This window comes from Streptomyces sp. NPDC042201 (genome assembly GCF_055582185.1).
This window is the reverse complement of the sequence record NZ_JBVJDS010000003.1, coordinates 55,962-72,607: the sequence shown is the minus strand read 5'-3', so window position 1 is coordinate 72,607 and position 16,646 is coordinate 55,962. Positions and strand designations below refer to the sequence as shown.

At 70.2% G+C, this 16,646-nt stretch carries 14 protein-coding genes; 3 read left to right on the top strand and 11 right to left on the bottom strand.

Annotation, left to right across the window (positions count from 1 at the left end; genetic code table 11):
* Positions 1–16: 16 nt before the first annotated feature.
* Entirely contained in the window at positions 17–646 is a 630-nt protein-coding gene (locus ACZ6MZ_RS07875; protein ID WP_384179955.1) for a hypothetical protein, read from the top strand.
* 155 nt (positions 647–801) lie between these two features.
* Here the strand turns inward: ACZ6MZ_RS07875 and ACZ6MZ_RS07870 are convergent, their stop codons facing one another.
* The 7 genes from ACZ6MZ_RS07870 to ACZ6MZ_RS07840 form a co-directional block, all read right to left on the bottom strand.
* Complete coding sequence (locus ACZ6MZ_RS07870; RefSeq protein ID WP_384336949.1) at positions 802–1,440, bottom strand: hypothetical protein; 639 nt, start codon at positions 1,438–1,440, stop codon at positions 802–804.
* 107 nt (positions 1,441–1,547) lie between these two features.
* Complete coding sequence (locus ACZ6MZ_RS07865) at positions 1,548–2,258, bottom strand: ribonuclease HII (protein ID WP_384179952.1); 711 nt, start codon at positions 2,256–2,258, stop codon at positions 1,548–1,550.
* Positions 2,259–2,429: 171 nt separating this feature from the next.
* Positions 2,430–2,630, bottom strand: a complete 201-nt coding sequence (locus ACZ6MZ_RS07860) for a hypothetical protein (protein WP_469350468.1) — start codon at positions 2,628–2,630, stop codon at positions 2,430–2,432.
* Positions 2,631–2,724: 94 nt separating this feature from the next.
* Complete coding sequence (locus ACZ6MZ_RS07855; RefSeq protein ID WP_469350466.1) at positions 2,725–4,515, bottom strand: DUF4153 domain-containing protein; 1,791 nt, start codon at positions 4,513–4,515, stop codon at positions 2,725–2,727.
* A gap of 195 nt (positions 4,516–4,710) precedes the next feature.
* Entirely contained in the window at positions 4,711–5,622 is a 912-nt protein-coding gene (locus tag ACZ6MZ_RS07850; protein ID WP_469350464.1) for an ADP-ribosylglycohydrolase family protein, read from the bottom strand.
* Between the two features lie 12 nt (positions 5,623–5,634).
* The gene (locus tag ACZ6MZ_RS07845) at positions 5,635–6,294 is read right to left on the bottom strand and encodes a histidine phosphatase family protein (RefSeq protein ID WP_469350462.1); all 660 of its coding nucleotides are present in this window, start codon (positions 6,292–6,294) and stop codon (positions 5,635–5,637) included.
* Between the two features lie 107 nt (positions 6,295–6,401).
* Entirely contained in the window at positions 6,402–7,007 is a 606-nt protein-coding gene (locus ACZ6MZ_RS07840) for a YdbC family protein (RefSeq protein ID WP_384179944.1), read from the bottom strand.
* Positions 7,008–7,210: 203 nt separating this feature from the next.
* On the opposite strand from ACZ6MZ_RS07840, the gene ACZ6MZ_RS07835 reads away from it, so the two are divergent.
* On the top strand, positions 7,211–7,735 hold the full coding sequence (locus tag ACZ6MZ_RS07835; protein WP_469350460.1) for a TerD family protein: 525 nt from the start codon (positions 7,211–7,213) through the stop codon (positions 7,733–7,735).
* Between the two features lie 82 nt (positions 7,736–7,817).
* Here ACZ6MZ_RS07835 and ACZ6MZ_RS07830 read toward each other — a convergent pair whose 3' ends face one another.
* Positions 7,818–10,712: a vitamin B12-dependent ribonucleotide reductase gene (locus ACZ6MZ_RS07830; protein WP_384179940.1), complete on the bottom strand. Its 2,895-nt coding sequence runs from the start codon at positions 10,710–10,712 to the stop codon at positions 7,818–7,820.
* Between the two features lie 173 nt (positions 10,713–10,885).
* On the bottom strand, positions 10,886–11,398 hold the full coding sequence (gene nrdR / locus ACZ6MZ_RS07825) for a transcriptional regulator NrdR (RefSeq protein ID WP_389782512.1): 513 nt from the start codon (positions 11,396–11,398) through the stop codon (positions 10,886–10,888).
* A gap of 489 nt (positions 11,399–11,887) precedes the next feature.
* Between nrdR and lexA the strand changes: the two genes are divergently transcribed.
* Positions 11,888–12,673, top strand: a complete 786-nt coding sequence (gene lexA, locus ACZ6MZ_RS07820) for a transcriptional repressor LexA (RefSeq protein WP_389782514.1) — start codon at positions 11,888–11,890, stop codon at positions 12,671–12,673.
* A 102-nt stretch (positions 12,674–12,775) separates the two neighbouring features.
* Here the strand turns inward: lexA and ACZ6MZ_RS07815 are convergent, their stop codons facing one another.
* Entirely contained in the window at positions 12,776–14,746 is a 1,971-nt protein-coding gene (locus ACZ6MZ_RS07815) for an ATP-dependent DNA helicase (RefSeq protein ID WP_469350457.1), read from the bottom strand.
* Between the two features lie 38 nt (positions 14,747–14,784).
* Positions 14,785–16,623, bottom strand: a complete 1,839-nt coding sequence (locus ACZ6MZ_RS07810) for an IucA/IucC family protein (RefSeq protein WP_469350455.1) — start codon at positions 16,621–16,623, stop codon at positions 14,785–14,787.
* Between the last annotated feature and the right edge of the window lie 23 nt (positions 16,624–16,646).

The window sequence follows — 16,646 nt, the reverse complement described above, 5'->3', positions numbered from 1 at the left end:
ATGCGAAGGGAGGAACGTGACCTTCGGATTCGCTCCGTCCGCAGCCACTTCGATCACCACCCCGGCCGATTCCGTCAGCCGCCTCGCCAGGATGCTGGAGCCCGCCGAATGGGCGGCGGCGGGGATACCGCTGCTGCGCAATCCCCGCGAAGTGGTCAGCGGTCTGCACAGCCGGCACCGGCCGGCGCCCGCGACGGCGGTGGTGGCCGTTCTCGACCATGAGGAACGGCTCGCCGCCAGCGCCTCGTTCGTCCCGCGCGCCGCGCCGGTGGACGGCTGGGAGTTCCGCAACGCGCTCCTGGCACACCTGCGTCGGGTCATCCCACACGATCTGCGCCGCCGTACGCCCGTCCGCACCGCCGTACTGCTCTACTGCCGCGAGGGCGACGAGCGCTGGACGGAGGAGGACGGGGCCTGGATGTGGGGACTGCGGGACGCCTGCACCCTGCACGGACTGCGCTGCGGTGCGTACATCACGCTGACGCGCGGCGGCTGGCAGGTGCTGGGCGAAGGCCGCGGTGGCCGCCGGCCCACCTCCGAGTCGCCGCCGGCCGGTCTGGCGGAGACGGCGGCCGACCCCGGACCGTCACCGCTGCGCAGTGGCGGCGGTTCGGTGGAAGCACTGCGCCGCACGGCCGCGCGGTGACTCCGGTTGCCCGGGGAACAGCGGCCCGTTGAGCGAGTGCCCGGCCGCCGTACGCCCGGTGCGCCGCAGCGGCCCGGCCACCCCTGAAAGGGGCAGCCGGGACACGACCGGGGCTCACGACGGGCGAACGCGCGACGCGGCGGGCGTCGTACGGCTCAGACGCCCGCGCCGAGCACGGCGTTGATCCGCTCGGAGTCGCCGCACACGACCAGCAGCGCGGCGGCCCGCTCCCGGGCCAGGGGCAGCACCTGAGCGGCGGCGTCGTCACCGCCTCCGTTGAACGCGACGACCACGACGGGCCGGGACTGCGCACGGGCGACCGCGGCGGCGTCCGCGAAGAACACATCTTCGCGGGCGTCGTCCTGGGCCCAGTAGGCGGTTTCGCCGAAGGACAGCTCGTGGGTCGCCCAGGGGTGCTGCTCACCGGTGGTGAGCACCAGGATGTCGCCCGGCGCCCGACCGGAGTCGAGCAGCAGGTCGACCGCCTCGTCGGCGGCGTCGAGCGCCCCGTCCACCGGAGCCGGGATCAGCTGGATCTGGGGAGCGGAAGAGGTGACCGGCCCGGACGCCTGGGGCTGCCCGGCGGAGCTGTGCGAGCGCTGCGCCGGCGGCGCGGGCCTCGCGGGACCGGGGCCCGGACGCCCGGGCCTCGGTGTGGCAGCGGAGCGCGGCCCGGGTACGGGACGCGGACCGGGTACAGGACGGGGGGTCGCTGCGCTGTGGCCGGTGGCCGGAGTGGCGCTAGGACCCTGGGCTCTCTCGTGAATCTGAGGCTCCTGAGGGATGAGAGGCATGGCTGGTTGTCTATCAAACACCGCTGCGAAAAGCATCGGCGGGTGGGTGCTTTCGCACCCGTGCCTGTGGCCGGAAGGCGCGCGGGCCGGCGGGTTCACCGGATGTTTCAGAAATCGAAGCCGAGTTGGCCCCCGCTTTCCATGGCGGCGGCCTCCAGGGAGAGCCGGACCTTCTTGAGGTGCCGCCACCGGGGCAGCGCGTCGAGATAGGACCACGAGAGCCGGTGGTGGGATGTCGGCCCCCACTCCTCCAGCGCCGCCTTGTGTACCGGCGAGGGGTAACCGGCGTTGGCGCCGAAGGCGAACGGAACGCATTCCTGCGACCCCGCGCCCAGTTCGGCCATCATCGCGTCCCTGCGCACCTTGGCGATGACCGAGGCGGCCGCCACCGAGACACAGGACTGGTCGCCCTTGATGACCGTACGCACCTGCCAGGCCCCTCCCAGATAGTTGTGCTTGCCGTCGAGGATCACCGCGTCGGGCCGCACCGGCAGCGCCTCAAGGGCGCGTACGGCGGCGAGCCTGAGTGCCGCGGTCATCCCGAGCGTGTCGATCTCCTCCGGGGAGGCGTCCCCGAGGGCGTACGAGGTGACCCATCCCGACAGTTCACCGGCCAGCTCCGTGCGGCGCTTGGGGCTGATCAGCTTGGAGTCGGTGAGACCGGCCGGGGGTCTGCGCAGTCCGGTGACGGCCGCGCACACCGTGACCGGCCCCGCCCACGCTCCGCGTCCGACTTCGTCGACGCCGGCGATGATCCTGGCGTCGGTGGTCGCGCGGAGCGAGCGCTCGACGGTGTGCGTGGGAGGTTCGTACGGCATGGCGCCAGCCAGATTACGCCGCCGGGACTCCGCGCGACAGACCGGGTACCGCACGTCCCGCACCACGGTGTCCGGCCGGCTCCCTCCGACCTCCTCAGGCGGTGCGCGACCGGAGCGGGGGCACCATGACCTGGACGGTCATTTCGACGATCTCCTAATCCGCCCGTTCGCTCACGCAATCACATCGAAGACCAGCCCACCGGTGACCTCGGGACGCATGGTGGACGGCTCGATGACTCCCTTGAGGATCAGCCCGCGGAATCGATCGGCGGTCGAAGAATCGCATTCGTGAAGGACCGAGCGGAGTGCGAAACCGGGCCGCGAGGCGCTGGCGCAAGGAATCTCGACCGCGTTCGTCACGGCGGTCGCCATGGGCGGAGGCGGCGGGTCCGGTGGCGTGGGCCACCGGACCCGTGATCCCGGCCTCCGTACGGGACTTCCGGAGGGGAACGTCCCGTACCGGATGTCACGACCCGTCGAAAACGGACTCGCCGTCGTAGCCGTCGCGCTCGCCGTCGTACGCGTCCCGCCCGTTCTGTCCCGGTCCGTAACAGCCGTCGGCAGGGCCGGAGAAGTCCTGCTTCAGGATGTCGCGGGCCCTGCTCTCCGCCCAGCTGGTGGCGTACCAGGGCTCGGCCTCGTCCCGCAGATTCCGTTTGATACCCGCCAGGGCGCACGAGCGCAGCGGCTCGGGCAGCCGGTCCAGCGCGGGCACGGCATCGGCGGACAGCTCCTGGAAGTACGCGATGTCGATCTTCTTCGAACTCTCGAACCGCTGCACGTTCCGCTCCGCGACCAGCGCGTCCGGCGAGAGCAGACCGAAGGCGAGGACCGCGGCCGCCGCGCTCGCGGCGACGGCACGCGGCAGCCAGCGCCCGCCGAAGGCCCCGGCCGCCAGGATCAGGACGATCACCAGACCGAGCCACAGTTCCATCGCAGCGACCGTGACCCGCAGCCGGGTCAGTCCGTAGGCGTCGACGTACAGATCCATCCGGCGCAGCGCGGAAGCGACCACGACCAGGGTCAGCACGCACAGGACACCGAGCACGGCCCGCACCAGGGTGCGGTCGGCGGCCCCATCGCGCGGGGCCCAGCGCCGGGCGAGCCCGATCACGAGGAGGACGAGCAGGGTGACCCAGAGCAGCTGCCAGAAGCCTTGGCGCGCGTACTCGGCGTAGGTCAGTCCGGTCTCCTTCAGGACCCTGTCGTATCCGCCGAAGAGCACTGCGAGCTGGACGGCGATGAAGGCCGCGAACAACAGATTGAGGACGATCAGCGGCAGCGCCCACTCCATCCGGCTGCGGGCCCGCCCAGGACGTACGGTGATGCGGTCCCAGCGCAGGGGTGCGGCCGCGCTGTGCGCGGCGGCCAGGGCGCCGACGAGACCGAGCACGAACAGGCCGGAGCGCCAGGGCCCGTCGGCGACCGAGACATCGGGGGTCAGCCCGCCGAGCAGATCGGCGAACGCCGCGTCGGCGCCGGCGAAGAGGGCGCCGAACACGATCAGCAGGACCGCGGCGACGGCGACCGTACGGATCACGGGCATCCAGCGGCTCCGCGACCCCTCGGCGCGCCGGCGCACTCCGCGCCAGCCCCACACCGTCCCGGACCCGATCGAGCCGAACAGCCCCAGCGGGCCCAGCACGACACCGGGCCAGGTGCGGCAGCCATGCAGGGCGAGCGAACCGAGGGCCAGCGCCGAGACGACCGCGAGGAATGTCGGAAGGCCGGCGTCCCGCAGGGCGGGGACGGCGAGCAGAGCCACGCCGCCGAGGGCCCAGACCAGCGTCCAGGGGCGCGGCCGGCGGCCGGCGCCCCGGGCGGCGAAGTAGGCGGCGAGCGCGGCGGGGGCCGCCACCATGAGCAGATTCAGACCGAGCCCGTCGCCCATGACCAGGGCGCTGAGCAGGGCGGTCGCCAGGGCCGACCAGAGCGTGGCGGCCCGGATCCCGGCCGGGGTGGCGGGCTGGATCTCGGTGAGCCAGACGGGCGGCTCGCTCCGCTGCGGCTGCCACTGCCGGTAGTCAGGAACCGGCGGCGGGCCCTGGCGCTCCTTGGTCGTCGTGGATGCGGCGGACGTGGCCGCGGCGCGCGGCCGCGGAGGCGCACCGTGCAGGACGGTGTCCTGCGGTTCCTGTCTGCGGCCCGGATCCGGCTCGGCGGCCGGCTCGGGTATGGACGGTGTGTCTGTCACGGGACCCCCTCCCAACCGGGTCCTTCGCGGCGACGGAGCGGCGCGCACGGCCCGGTGTCTCATCGGCGCCGCCGTCGAAGATCAACAAGGCGACGTGGCCGAAAGAGTAACCGCGCGCGGCCGGGTCGCCCCTCTCCCGCAGGCCAGGTGTGGCAGGACCGTGACAGTCCGAGCTGTCACGCCGTGTCGACCGATCAGCCGATCAGCAGCTCGGTACGTGAACTGCTGAACGGTTCAAAGGGTGAACGGGTCAACGGGTCAGCCGGCCAGGGCGGTCGACAGCCAGGCCGGCAGCGTCTCCGTCTGCGCCAGCCACCGCTCCGGCGGCGCCCCGGCCCGCGCGGCGGACACCACTCCCCCGACGATGGCGCAGGTCGTGTCCACATCACCGCCCACCTGGGCCGTGGTCCAGAAGCCCCGCTCGAAGTCGCCGAGCGCACGCGCCGCCGACCAGAGGGCGAACGGCACGGTGTCATGCGCACTGGTGCGTCGCCCGCAGCCGAGGACGGCGGCGACGGTGCCCGCGTCGTCGTAGTCCAGCATGTCCCGCGCCCGGCGCAGCCCGGCCCCCACCGCGCTGCGCGGTACCAGAGCCACCACACCGTCGAGCAGGGCCTCAGGCGTGGGCGGCCCCGCCGGGGCCGCGGCGAGGGAGGCCGCCGCCGCAACCGCCATGGCGCCCACCACGGCCTCGCGGTGCTGGTGTGTCGTGTACGCGGAGACCTCGGCCTGCCGCGTGGCCTGCTCCGGGTCCTCGGCGTACCAGGCACCGAGCGGAGCGATCCGCATCGCGGCCCCGTTGCCCCACGAGCCCTGGCCGTTGAAGAGCCCGGCGGCCAGCTCACGCCAGTCGCCGCCTTCCCGGATCAGCCGGAGCATCCGGTTCACGGCGGGGCCGTAGCCGCGGTCGAAGTCGTGCCGCTCGGCGAAGGAACGCGCGAGCGCGTCCTGATCGATACGGCCGTGCCCGGCCAGCACGGCCACGACCGACGCGCCCATCTCGGTGTCGTCGGTCCACTGCCAGGGGCCAGGCGGCAGCTCGCGCCGCTTCAGCAGCGGATAGTTCGAAGGTACGAAGAACTGGGAGCCGAGGGCGTCTCCCACGGACAGCCCGCGCAGGCTGGCCAGGGCGCGTTCGAAGCGCCGGTCGGGTGTGGAGTCAGCGGTCATCGCACGGTCACTCTATCCGGTGATGCCGTACGGCTCAGGGACGCGCCAGCGCTCGAATGGCCTGTCCAGGGTGTATTTACCGTCCGCGCCGAGCTCCAGAGTGCGCGTCTCCCCGTTGCCGGGGTTCGACAGTGATTCGAACTCCGCCACGGACCAGTGGAACCACCGCATGCAGAACAGCCGCATGGTCAGTCCATGGGTCACCAGCAGCACGTTCTCCGGTGAGTCCGGCGCCTCGAAGCTCCGGTAGAGCGACTCCAGGAAGGCTCCGACCCGGTCGTACACATCGGCACCGGACTCGCCCTGGGCGAAGCGGTAGAAGAAGTGTCCGTACGCGTCGCGGTAGGTCTTCTGCAGCCGTACGTCCTCCCTGTCCTGCCAGTTCCCCCAGTCCTGCTCGCGCAGCCGCGGCTCCTCCCGCGCCCGCACCAGTTCCGGGTCGAGGCCGAAGGCCCGGAAGGTCTCATGGGTGCGGCGGTAGGGGGACACATAGACGCTGACCGGCTCCCCGTCGAACAGCTCGCGCAGCCGTACCCCGGTCTCCTCGGCCTGACGCAGGCCGGTCTCGGTGAGCTTCAGGGCATGGTCGGGCCGACGTTCGTACACCGTGTCGTCAGCATTGCCTTCCGACTCTCCGTGCCGGACAAGGACGATGCGCCGCGGTCGTGCCATGCCACGACCCTAGAGCGGCCCCGATCGGGCCGTGCGGCCGCCCTGTCCTCCGGGCAACCATCCGGCGTAGCAGGGCGGGCCGGCCGGGCTCGCCGGAGGCAGCCGGGTCAGACCGTCCAGGACGACTCGAGGTCGACGACGTCCCCCGCGAGCGCCGCCACATCGGCGGCCGTCTGCGCGCGCAGTGTCAGCCGCTCCACCCGTTCGACCCGGTACTTTCCGTGCTCGGCCGCCGACTGCCACATGGACAGCACAAGGAACTCGTGCCCCGGCGCTTCCCCGAACAGTCCGCGCAGCATCCCGGGCGACCCCGCCATCGCGGGATTCCACACCTTCTCCTGCATCAGCGCGAAATGCTCGACCCGGTCCTCGTGCACCTTGCAGTGTGCGACCCGGACCACATCCGCGTCGGTGAAGCGCGGCTCGAAGCCGGTCTTCACATCGAAGCGGTAGTCGAACAGCTTGGCCTGGACGTCCTTGAACGTGCCGGACTGCGCGGCGGCCAGCCGGTCGTGCGAGCGCGCCATGAACGAGTCGTAGAAGGCACGGCTCTCCCAGAACGCGAAGACATGGGCCACGCCCGGCCTCGTTCTGCTCCATCCCCCGCTCTGCCCCCGGAATCCCGGCTCACCGAGCAACCCCGCCCATTTCCGCTGCCCGCGTTCGAAACCACGTCGGTCGATCACGGTGCAGCGAATCCACTTGACCAGCACCGCGCCATCGTACGGCGCGGAACGTGGCAGGGGTTCCGCTCGGACAACACGGGGTGGACGACGCGGGGCGGGCCTGCCGCGAGTCGAGTATCGGCCAAGGTGGCGTCAACTGGACAGACCGCGCCGCGTGTTGTCGGTGTCCCGGTCTAGCCTTACTCATGAAGGCCGGAGATCCGGCCGGTTCCGAGGAGGGGTAACGACTGGTGAGCAGTCTCAACAGAGGGGTGGCGAAGGTCGAGGTCACGCTCAAATGGGATCCCAGTCCCCTGGGCAGGCCCCCGCATGATCTCGACCTCGTCGCCGCGACCTACACATCGGACGACCCGAGCGGCAAACCCGCCTATCTGGTCCATTTCGGCAGCCGCTCACCGGACGGCACCATCACCCTGGACCGGGAGAGCCGCACCGGTCAGGGCTTCGGCTCGGACGAGGAGATGACGCTGGAGCTGGACCGGCTGGCGGCCCGCTACAGCCGTGTGGTGGTGGGGGTGGCGATCCAGCAGCGCGACGGGCGACGGACGTTCGCCGACATAGTCAGTCCCGGAGTCCGCATCCTGGAGGGGTACACCGAGCTGGCGGAACACGACTTCGCCGCTGTCCCCGGCTCCACCGCGGCGACATTCGCGGAGTTCACCCGGGACGGATCGGGAGCCTGGCAGTTCCGCACGTCCGTCCGGGGGTTCGACACCGACCCGCAGTCCTTCGGCGCCCTGATGGGCGGCGCCTGACCCAGGCCCCGGACAAGCCCCTGAGGGGCGGCGAGCCACTCCGGCTCACCGCCCCTCAGAACGCTCAACTCTTCCGGACGGCTCAGCTGCAGCCGCTCGTGGAACCGCATCCCTCGCAGATGTAGCAGGACCCGGCCCGCTGCATCTTCGTACCGCAGGAGAAGCACAGCGGTGCGTCGGCGCTGATGCCGAGCTGCATCTCGACCAACTCGGCCGAGGTGTGCGCCTCCTTGGGCGCCGGGACCACGGCCGCCTTGGGCGGAGCGGCCGGGGACACCGCCTTCAGCGGCTCCGGCCGGCGCGGGGCCGACTGGACCAGGCTCTCGATGTCCAGGTCGTCATCGTCCATGAAGGGCTCGTACGAACCGGTGTCCAGGTGACGCTGGCGCTCCTCGGCCGAGTGGATCCCGAGGGCCGAGCGGGTCTCGAAGGGCAGGAAGTCCAGCGCGAGACGGCGGAAGATGTAGTCGACGATCGACTGCGCCATCCGTACGTCCGGGTCGTCCGTCATACCGGCCGGCTCGAAGCGCATGTTGGTGAACTTGGAGACGTACGTCTCCAGCGGAACGCCGTACTGCAGACCGACCGAGACGGCGATCGAGAAGGCGTCCATCATGCCCGCGAGGGTCGAGCCCTGCTTGGACATCTTGAGGAAGACCTCGCCGAGACCGTCGTCGGGGTAGGAGTTGGCGGTCATGTAGCCCTCGGCGCCGCCCACCGTGAAGGAGGTGGTGAGACCGGGACGGCCCTTGGGGAGGCGCTTGCGGACCGGGCGGTACTCGATGACCTTCTCCACCGCCTGGCGGATGGTGTCCTCGGCCTTCTCCGCGACCTTTTCTTCCTTCTTCTTCGCGGAGAGCGGCTGACCGACCTTGCAGTTGTCGCGGTAGATCGCGAGCGCCTTGACGCCCAGCTTCCACGCCTCGAAGTAGACCTCCTCGACGTCCTCGACGGTCGCGGTCTCCGGGAGGTTCACCGTCTTGGACAGGGCTCCGCTGATCCACGGCTGGATGGCCGCCATCATGCGGACGTGGCCCATGGCGGAGATGGAGCGCTCGCCCATCGCGCAGTCGAAGACCTCGTAGTGCTCCGTCTTCAGGCCGGGCGCGTCGATCACATTGCCGTTCTCGGCGATGTGGGCGACGACCGCCTCGATCTGCTCCGACTGGTAGCCGAGCCGGCGCAGCGCCTGGGGCACCGTGCCGTTGACGATCTGCATCGAGCCGCCGCCGACCAGCTTCTTGAACTTGACCAGCGCGAGGTCGGGCTCCAGGCCGGTGGTGTCGCAGGACATCGCGAGACCGATGGTGCCGGTGGGCGCGATGACCGAGGCCTGGGCGTTGCGGAAGCCGTTCTTCTCGCCGAGGCGGAGCACGTCCTGCCAGGCCTCCGTGGCGGCGGCCCAGATGGGGGTGTCCAGGTCGTCGATGCGGACGGCGGTGCCGTTGGCGTCGGAGTGCTGCTTCATGACGCTCTTGTGCGGCTCGGCGTTGCGGGCGTAGCCGTCGTACGGACCGACGACCGCGGCCAGCTCGGCGGAGCGCCGGTACGACGTGCTCGTCATCAGCGAGGTGATGGCGCCGGCCAGGCCGCGGCCGCCGTCGGAGTCGTACGCGTGACCCGTGGCCATCAGCAGGGCGCCGAGGTTGGCGTAGCCGATGCCGAGCTGGCGGAAGGCGCGGGTGTTCTCACCGATCTTCTGCGTCGGGAAGTCCGCGAAGCAGATGGAGATGTCCATCGCGGTGATGACCAGCTCGACGACCTTGGCGAAGCGCTCGGACTCGAAGGACTGGTGGCCCTTGCTGTCGTCCTTGAGGAACTTCATCAGGTTCAGCGAGGCCAGGTTGCACGAGGTGTTGTCCAGGTGCATGTACTCACTGCACGGGTTCGAGCCGTTGATCCGGCCGGACTCGGGGCAGGTGTGCCAGCGGTTGATCGTGTCGTCGTACTGGATGCCCGGGTCGGCACACGCCCACGCCGCCTCGGCCATCTTGCGGAAGAGGGACTTGGCCTCGACCTCTTCGATGACGTCGCCGGTCATCCGGGCGCGCAGCCCGAACTTGCCGCCGGCCTCGACGGCCTTCATGAACTCGTCGTTGACCCGGACCGAGTTGTTGGCGTTCTGGTACTGGACGGACGTGATGTCGTCGCCGCCCAGGTCCATGTCGAAGCCCGCGTCGCGCAGGGCGCGGATCTTCTCCTCTTCCTTGACCTTGGTCTCGATGAAGTTCTCGATGTCGGGGTGGTCGACGTCGAGGATGACCATCTTGGCCGCGCGGCGCGTGGCGCCACCGGACTTGATCGTCCCCGCGGAGGCGTCGGCACCGCGCATGAAGGAGACAGGGCCCGAGGCATTGCCTCCGGAGGAGAGCAGCTCCTTGGAGGAGCGGATCCGGGAGAGGTTCAGGCCGGCGCCGGAGCCGCCCTTGAAGATCATCCCCTCTTCCTTGTACCAGTCGAGGATCGAGTCCATGGAGTCGTCGACGGACAGGATGAAGCAGGCCGAGACCTGCTGCGGCTGGGGCGTACCGACGTTGAACCACACCGGCGAGTTGAAGCTGAAGACCTGGTGCAGGAGGGCGTACGCCAGCTCGTGCTCAAAGATCTCGGCGTCGGCGGGCGAGGCGAAGTACTGGTAGTCCTCGCCGGCCTTGCGGTACGTCTTCACAATGCGGTCGATGAGCTGCTTGAGCCCGGTCTCGCGCTGCGGGGTGCCGACGGCCCCCCGGAAGTACTTGCTGGTGACGATGTTGACCGCGTTCAGCGACCAGAAGTCGGGGAACTCGACGCCACGCTGCTCGAAATTGACCGAGCCGTCGCGCCAATTGGTCATGACGACGTCACGGCGCTCCCAGACCACCTCGTCGTACGGATGCACGCCGGGCGTGGTGTGGATTCGCTCGATACACAGCCCCTTGGCGGCCTTCGGTCCCTTGGTTCGGGAACCTCGTGCCGGGCCGCTCGCCGTCTCTGTCATGCCGCCTCCCATATACGTACAAAAACGCCCTGAAATGCCATGTTCTTCCCGTGGCGCAGGGTGTGTGTCTGATGCCTCGGGCGCCCCCACAGAGCGCCCGCGACAGGTCTTGTTACCGCGGAGCGGCCGGGCGAAGGCCGTCCGCTCCGGCCGGCCGCGCGAGGGCCGGCCGGTCAGTCCGCGGTGATGGTGGCGGGCACGGGGACCTCACGGCCCTCGCCGACGCCACTTTTCCCGCCGGGGGGCCGCTCGCGCAGTTCCGCGATGGCGGCCTCGAAGTCTTCGAGCGAGTCGAACGCCCGGTACACGGATGCGAAGCGCAGGTACGCGACGAGGTCGAGCTCCTGCAGTGGGCCGAGTATGGCCAGCCCCACGTCGTGGGTGGTCAGCTCGGCGCTCCCGGTGGCGCGCACCGCTTCCTCGACCCGCTGGCCGAGCTTGGCGAGGGCGTCCTCGGTGACGGGCCGTCCCTGGCATGCCTTGCGTACGCCGGAGATGACCTTGGTGCGGCTGAACGGTTCCGTCACGCCGCTGCGCTTGATCACCATCAGCGAGGCGGTCTCCACCGTCGTGAAACGGCGGGAGCAGTCGGGGCACTGGCGGCGGCGGCGGATCGACGTCCCGTCGTCGGTGGTGCGACTGTCGACGACCCGGCTGTCGGGGTGCCTGCAGAAGGGACAGTGCATGGCTCCCAACCCTCCTTACACAGCGCGACGAAATAGCCCCGTCGGGGCCCGTGAAGAGCCCCTCGAAGCAAGCCCCAGCATAGGCGATGGCCTTGACCGTGAAAGACGGGGGACCACAACTTCTGGGTGGCTGAGACAATCCAACCACTAGATCTGGGGTTCGGCCGCATCCTATGCCCCGGCGCGTGTCGCGCGTCGCGGCGGGTGCGGCGGGCCGCGCGGACCGGCCACGAGCGTACGAGAAGGGCGCGGCGGCCCGGATTCCGGGCCGTCCGGTGGAAGACTGGGGACCGCTCCGGATCACGGGGCGCGGCGCCGAACGGTACCGTGAGGACGGGGCCGCCGGTGCCTGCGGAGCCCGGCCCATACACCCAGCCAGATGCTCGCGTAAGGGCCTCTTCGATTTTTCACTCGAACGTGTGTTTGGCGCAACCTTTCGAAAGCTACTACCGTTGTCCAGCTAGGGAGAACACTTCGAGAGGGGCCGACGTGACCACCACCGCAGACAGTGCCACCATCACTGCCCAGGACCGCTCCCAGAGCCGACTCGAGCCGGTGCATGCCATGAATGACGCAGTCACGAACCCGGAGGGGCCCAAGCCCAGCCGTTCGATGCCCGGCCGACCTCCCGGAATCCGGGCGGACAGCTCCGGACTCACGGACCGGCAGCGCAGGGTCATCGAAGTCATCCGCGACTCCGTGCAGCGGCGTGGGTACCCGCCTTCGATGCGGGAGATCGGCCAGGCCGTGGGCCTCTCCAGCACCTCGTCGGTCGCCCATCAGCTGATGGCTCTGGAGCGTAAGGGCTTCCTGCGCCGGGATCCGCACCGGCCCAGGGCGTACGAGGTACGGGGGTCGGACCAGCCGAGCACCCAGCAGACGGACACGACCGGCAAGCCCGCCGCCTCGTACGTTCCGCTGGTCGGCCGGATCGCGGCCGGAGGGCCGATTCTCGCGGAGGAGTCCGTCGAGGACGTCTTCCCGCTCCCCCGCCAGCTGGTGGGTGACGGAGAGCTGTTCGTCCTGAAGGTCGTCGGTGACTCGATGATCGAGGCAGCGATCTGTGACGGTGACTGGGTGACGGTCCGCCGTCAGCCCGTCGCGGAGAACGGCGACATCGTGGCCGCGATGCTGGACGGCGAGGCGACGGTCAAGCGCTTCCGGCGCGAGGACGGCCATGTCTGGCTGCTCCCGCACAACGCGGCATACCAACCGATCCCCGGCGACGAGGCGACGATCCTCGGCAAGGTGGTGGCGGTCCTGCGCCGGGTGTGAGGACTCCACCGGCTTCGACCGGGCCCCGGGATCCGCTGCGCCGGTCCCGGGGCCCTGCTGTGTGCGGTGTACCGCGACAACCAATCGTGTACACGGCCACGGCTACCGTCCGTCGGCCTTGGCCACGGCATCGATCGACGCGAGGGACCGCCGCGCTTGGTCGCGGTCCGTGGTGTACCAGAAATCGGGCAGTGAGCTGCGCAGAAAGCTGCCGTACCGCGCGTTGGCCAGCCTCGGGTCGAGAACGGCCACGACCCCACGGTCTCCGCTCGCCCGCACGAGCCGTCCGGCGCCCTGGGCCATCAGCAGGGCGGCGTGCGTCGCCGCCACCGCCATGAACCCATTGCCGCCGCCCTCCTCCACCGCCTTCTGGCGTGCGCTCATCAGCGGGTCGTCCGGACGCGGGAAGGGAATCCGGTCCATCACCACGAGCTGAGAGCTCGGACCGGGCACATCGACCCCCTGCCACAGGGAAAGCGTGCCGAACAGGCAGGTCTTCGGATCGGCGGCGAAAGCCTTGATCAACTCGCCGAGAGTCTCCTCGCCCTGCAGCAGAATCGGGGCGTCCAGCCGGCCGCGCAGCTCCTCCGCGGCGGCCTGGGCGGCCCGCATCGAGGAGAAGAGCCCGAGCGTACGACCGCCCGCCGCCTCCACCAGCTCGGCCAGCTCGTCCATCATGTCGTCGCGCGAGCCCTCGCGGCCGGGAGGGGAAAGATGGCGGGCGACATAGAGGATGCCCTGCTTGCGGTAGTCGAAGGGCGAGCCGACGTCGATGCCCTTCCACTGGGGAATGTCGTCGCCCTCCGTGCCTTCCGGCGCCAGACCGAGCGAGGCGCCCACTCCGTTGAAGTCACCGCCGAGCTTGAGCGTGGCGGAGGTGAGGACGACGGAGCGGTCGGCGAAGAGCTTCTCCCGCAACAGCCCCGATACGGAGAGCGGGGCGACCCGGAGGGACGCGCCGAACCGCTCGTGCCGTTCGTACCAGACGACGTCGTACTCGGAGCCGTTGGCGATGCGCTCGGCCACGCCATGGATGGCTTCGACCGAGGCGAGCGCCTGCTTGCGTACGACGTCCTCGTCCTGCACGGACTTGTCGCGGGTCGAGCCCAGCGCCGAGATGACCGTGCGGGCCGCGTCACGCAGCGCCATCAGGGCATAGCCGAGGTCCTCGGGGATCTCTTCGAGCCGCCCGGGAAGGGCGAGCTCCATCAGCCGTTCGAAGGTCTCGGCCGCCGTCTGCAGCGCGTCCGCGGCCTTCTCGTTCACCAGTTTCGCCGAGCGGCGCACGGCGCGGTTGACCTGTCCCGGGGTCAGCTCGCCGGTGGCGACTCCGGTGACGCGTGAGACCAGCTCATGGGCCTCGTCGACAATCAGCACCTCGTGCTGCGGAAGCACCGGGGCGCCCTCGATGGCGTCGATCGCGAGGAGCGCGTGGTTGGTGACGACGACCTCGGCGAGCTTGGCGCGCTCACGCGCCAGCTCGGCGAAGCACTCGGCGCCGTACGCACATTTCGTCGCCCCCAGGCACTCCCGGGACGAGACGGAGATCTGGGACCAGGCGCGGTCGGAGACACCGGGCGTCAGGTCGTCGCGGTCGCCGGTCTCGGTGGCGTCCGCCCAGTCCCGCATCCGCAGCAGGTCCTGGCCCAGCTTGCTGGTGGGAGCGGCCGCCTCGAACTGGTCGAAGAGCCCTTCCTCCTCGTCCTGCGGCATGCCTTCGTGCAGCCGGTGCAGACACAGATAGTTGGAACGGCCCTTGAGCATGGCGAACTCAGGGCGCCGGCGCAGGAGAGGGTGCAGTGCGTCGACCGTACGCGGAAGGTCGCGCTCCACGAGCTGGCGCTGCAGCGCCAGGGTCGCGGTGGCCACCACGACCCGCTCTCCGTGCGCCAGCGCGGGCACCAGATAGCCGAGCGACTTACCGGTGCCGGTGCCGGCCTGGACGAGCAGATGGGACGGGGCGTCGATGGCTTCGGCGACGGCCTCGGCCATGGTGACCTGGCCTGGCCGTTCCACGCCGCCCACAGAGGTGACGGCGGCATGGAGGAGCTCGGGAAGTGATGGCTTCGTCATAGCCCGACCACCCTACGGGGCACCACTGACATCGGCGATCACTCGCTCGGCTGCCAAGACGCCAGCGGGTTGGGAACCGTGCCGTGCACGGCGGCGTGCGGCCGGACCGAGCGGTCCCGGTACCCGTCGAGATGAAGACGGTTGCGGTTGAGGCAGAGGCGCTCGATACGGGGCGTGAGCAGGTCGAAGGTCTCGAACCGCTCCTTGGACTCCGGGAAGCGGACCTGGTAGCGCAGAATCTCCGCCCGTACGAGGGACCAGAACTCCTCCTCCGGCACACCCAGCTGTTCCTGGCACAGCGGCGCCAGGAAGCGGAAGACACCGACGAAGAGCCCTGAATGGATGAACTGGGTGAGGAAGGCCGGTTCCTCCTTGAGGAGGACGTCCTTCACGTCGCTGGGCATCGCGTCGTGCTCGGGCAGCGGCTGGGCGCTGATGTTGACGTCGTCGACGAAATCCTTGATCGCGAGCCGTACCGGCACGTCCCGGTCGTCGAAGACGACGATGGCGTTCTCGCCGTGCGGGGAGAAGACGGTCCCGTAGCGGTAGAGGAAATGCAGCAGAGGCGGGAGCAGGGCCGAGAACAGCCGCTGCAGCCAGACGGCGGGGGCGAGTCCTGAACGAACGACGAGCTCGGCGGTGAAGGAACGTCCCTGCTGATCCGTGTGGAGCAGAGCGGCAAGCGTACGGGCGCGCTCGCCGGGGGCCAGCCGGGTCAGGAGGGGCTCACGCCAGATCGCGCCGAGCAGCTCCCTGTACTGGTACGGAACATCGGGGAGGTGATCGTAGAGGGGGTGCTCGACGGTCACGGAGGCGACTTCACCGAGCAGGATCACCGCGCACTCGTCGCGCAGGAAGGGGTCCGCGTCGCGCAGTCCGTGCACCCAGGCGGTGACAGCGGGGGCGGCGAGCGTGCGCTCCGTGGGCAGTCCGCGCCAGACGAGGGTGTTGAGGATGGACAGCGGCAGTTTGACCGTGTGCCGGTCGGGCCGTCCGACGTTGAGGAAGGTACGGATGGACTGCTGCGGCAGTCGGAGATCACCGTCGGTGGGGAGCGGGACGATCGCTCCCTGGGCTATGGCGGGGGCGTAGAGCTGCACCAGCACTTCGTCCCACTGCCAGGGGTGCACCGGGAGGTAGAGATAGGCGGCGGGGTCCAGACCACGGCCGCGGAGTACGGAGTCGAAGCGCTCGCGGACCGGGGCGTCGAGTTCGAGGCCGTAGAGCCGGTCGGGGGTGTCCAGGGCGGACACGCCCCGGTAGGTGGCGAGCGAGGTGCTGACCGCGATCCAGGGCAGCTGGGCCCGCGTGCGCGCCTCGGGCGACCAGCGGGCGGCATCGGTGGTGGAGAAGCCGATCCGGCCCTTGTTCAGGACGATCCAGGGATGGCCGGTCTGGTGCCCTTCGAGTTCGGCGTAGCCGAGGTCGGCGAGGTGTGCGGCGGTGAGGGCGGTGTGGTCGAGCCGGGCGTCGGCGGCGAGTGTGGTGGTGAGTTCGCGGACGAGATGGCCGAGCGTTTCGCCGTCGAGTCCGAGCAGCCGGCGGGACAGCAGCAGGAACCGCAGGGGATCCGTGAAGGGCTCGTTCCCGTATTCCATGGATTCCGGATCGACGCGCCAGCTGCCGTACGCGCCGCGCGCGGCCCGGAAGGTGAGCGCCTCGCCGGTGTCGACCGTGAGCGCGTACTGGCCGTCGGCGGTCCCCGGGACCGGCTCGATGATCTCCTCGTACGCGAATTCCCCGAGCAGTTTGGCGAGAAGGCGACCGGCCGCCCGCTCCCAGGCCCCTGGATTCAGCTCGGGTGGGGAGAAGAGCGCGGTCGGCTCGGCGGAGCCGGTGGGGCCGGTGGAGTCATCGGGGACGGGGAACTGCGGCACATGGACTCCTCGGGACGGAACCG

What these genes read in the sequence shown, in the direction of transcription:
- ACZ6MZ_RS07865 (WP_384179952.1), bottom strand. Translation starts at nt 2,258, where the DNA reads ATGCCGTACGAACCTCCCACGCACACCGTCGAGCGCTCGCTCCGCGCG.
- ACZ6MZ_RS07850 (WP_469350464.1), bottom strand. Translation starts at nt 5,622, where the DNA reads ATGACCGCTGACTCCACACCCGACCGGCGCTTCGAACGCGCCCTGGCC.
- ACZ6MZ_RS07845 (WP_469350462.1), bottom strand. Translation starts at nt 6,294, where the DNA reads ATGGCACGACCGCGGCGCATCGTCCTTGTCCGGCACGGAGAGTCGGAA.
- ACZ6MZ_RS07815 (WP_469350457.1), bottom strand. Translation starts at nt 14,746, where the DNA reads ATGACGAAGCCATCACTTCCCGAGCTCCTCCATGCCGCCGTCACCTCT.
- ACZ6MZ_RS07855 (WP_469350466.1), bottom strand. Translation starts at nt 4,515, where the DNA reads ATGAGACACCGGGCCGTGCGCGCCGCTCCGTCGCCGCGAAGGACCCGG.
- ACZ6MZ_RS07860 (WP_469350468.1), bottom strand. Translation starts at nt 2,630, where the DNA reads ATGGCGACCGCCGTGACGAACGCGGTCGAGATTCCTTGCGCCAGCGCC.
- ACZ6MZ_RS07870 (WP_384336949.1), bottom strand. Translation starts at nt 1,440, where the DNA reads ATGCCTCTCATCCCTCAGGAGCCTCAGATTCACGAGAGAGCCCAGGGT.
- ACZ6MZ_RS07830 (WP_384179940.1), bottom strand. Translation starts at nt 10,712, where the DNA reads ATGACAGAGACGGCGAGCGGCCCGGCACGAGGTTCCCGAACCAAGGGA.
- nrdR (WP_389782512.1), bottom strand. Translation starts at nt 11,398, where the DNA reads ATGCACTGTCCCTTCTGCAGGCACCCCGACAGCCGGGTCGTCGACAGT.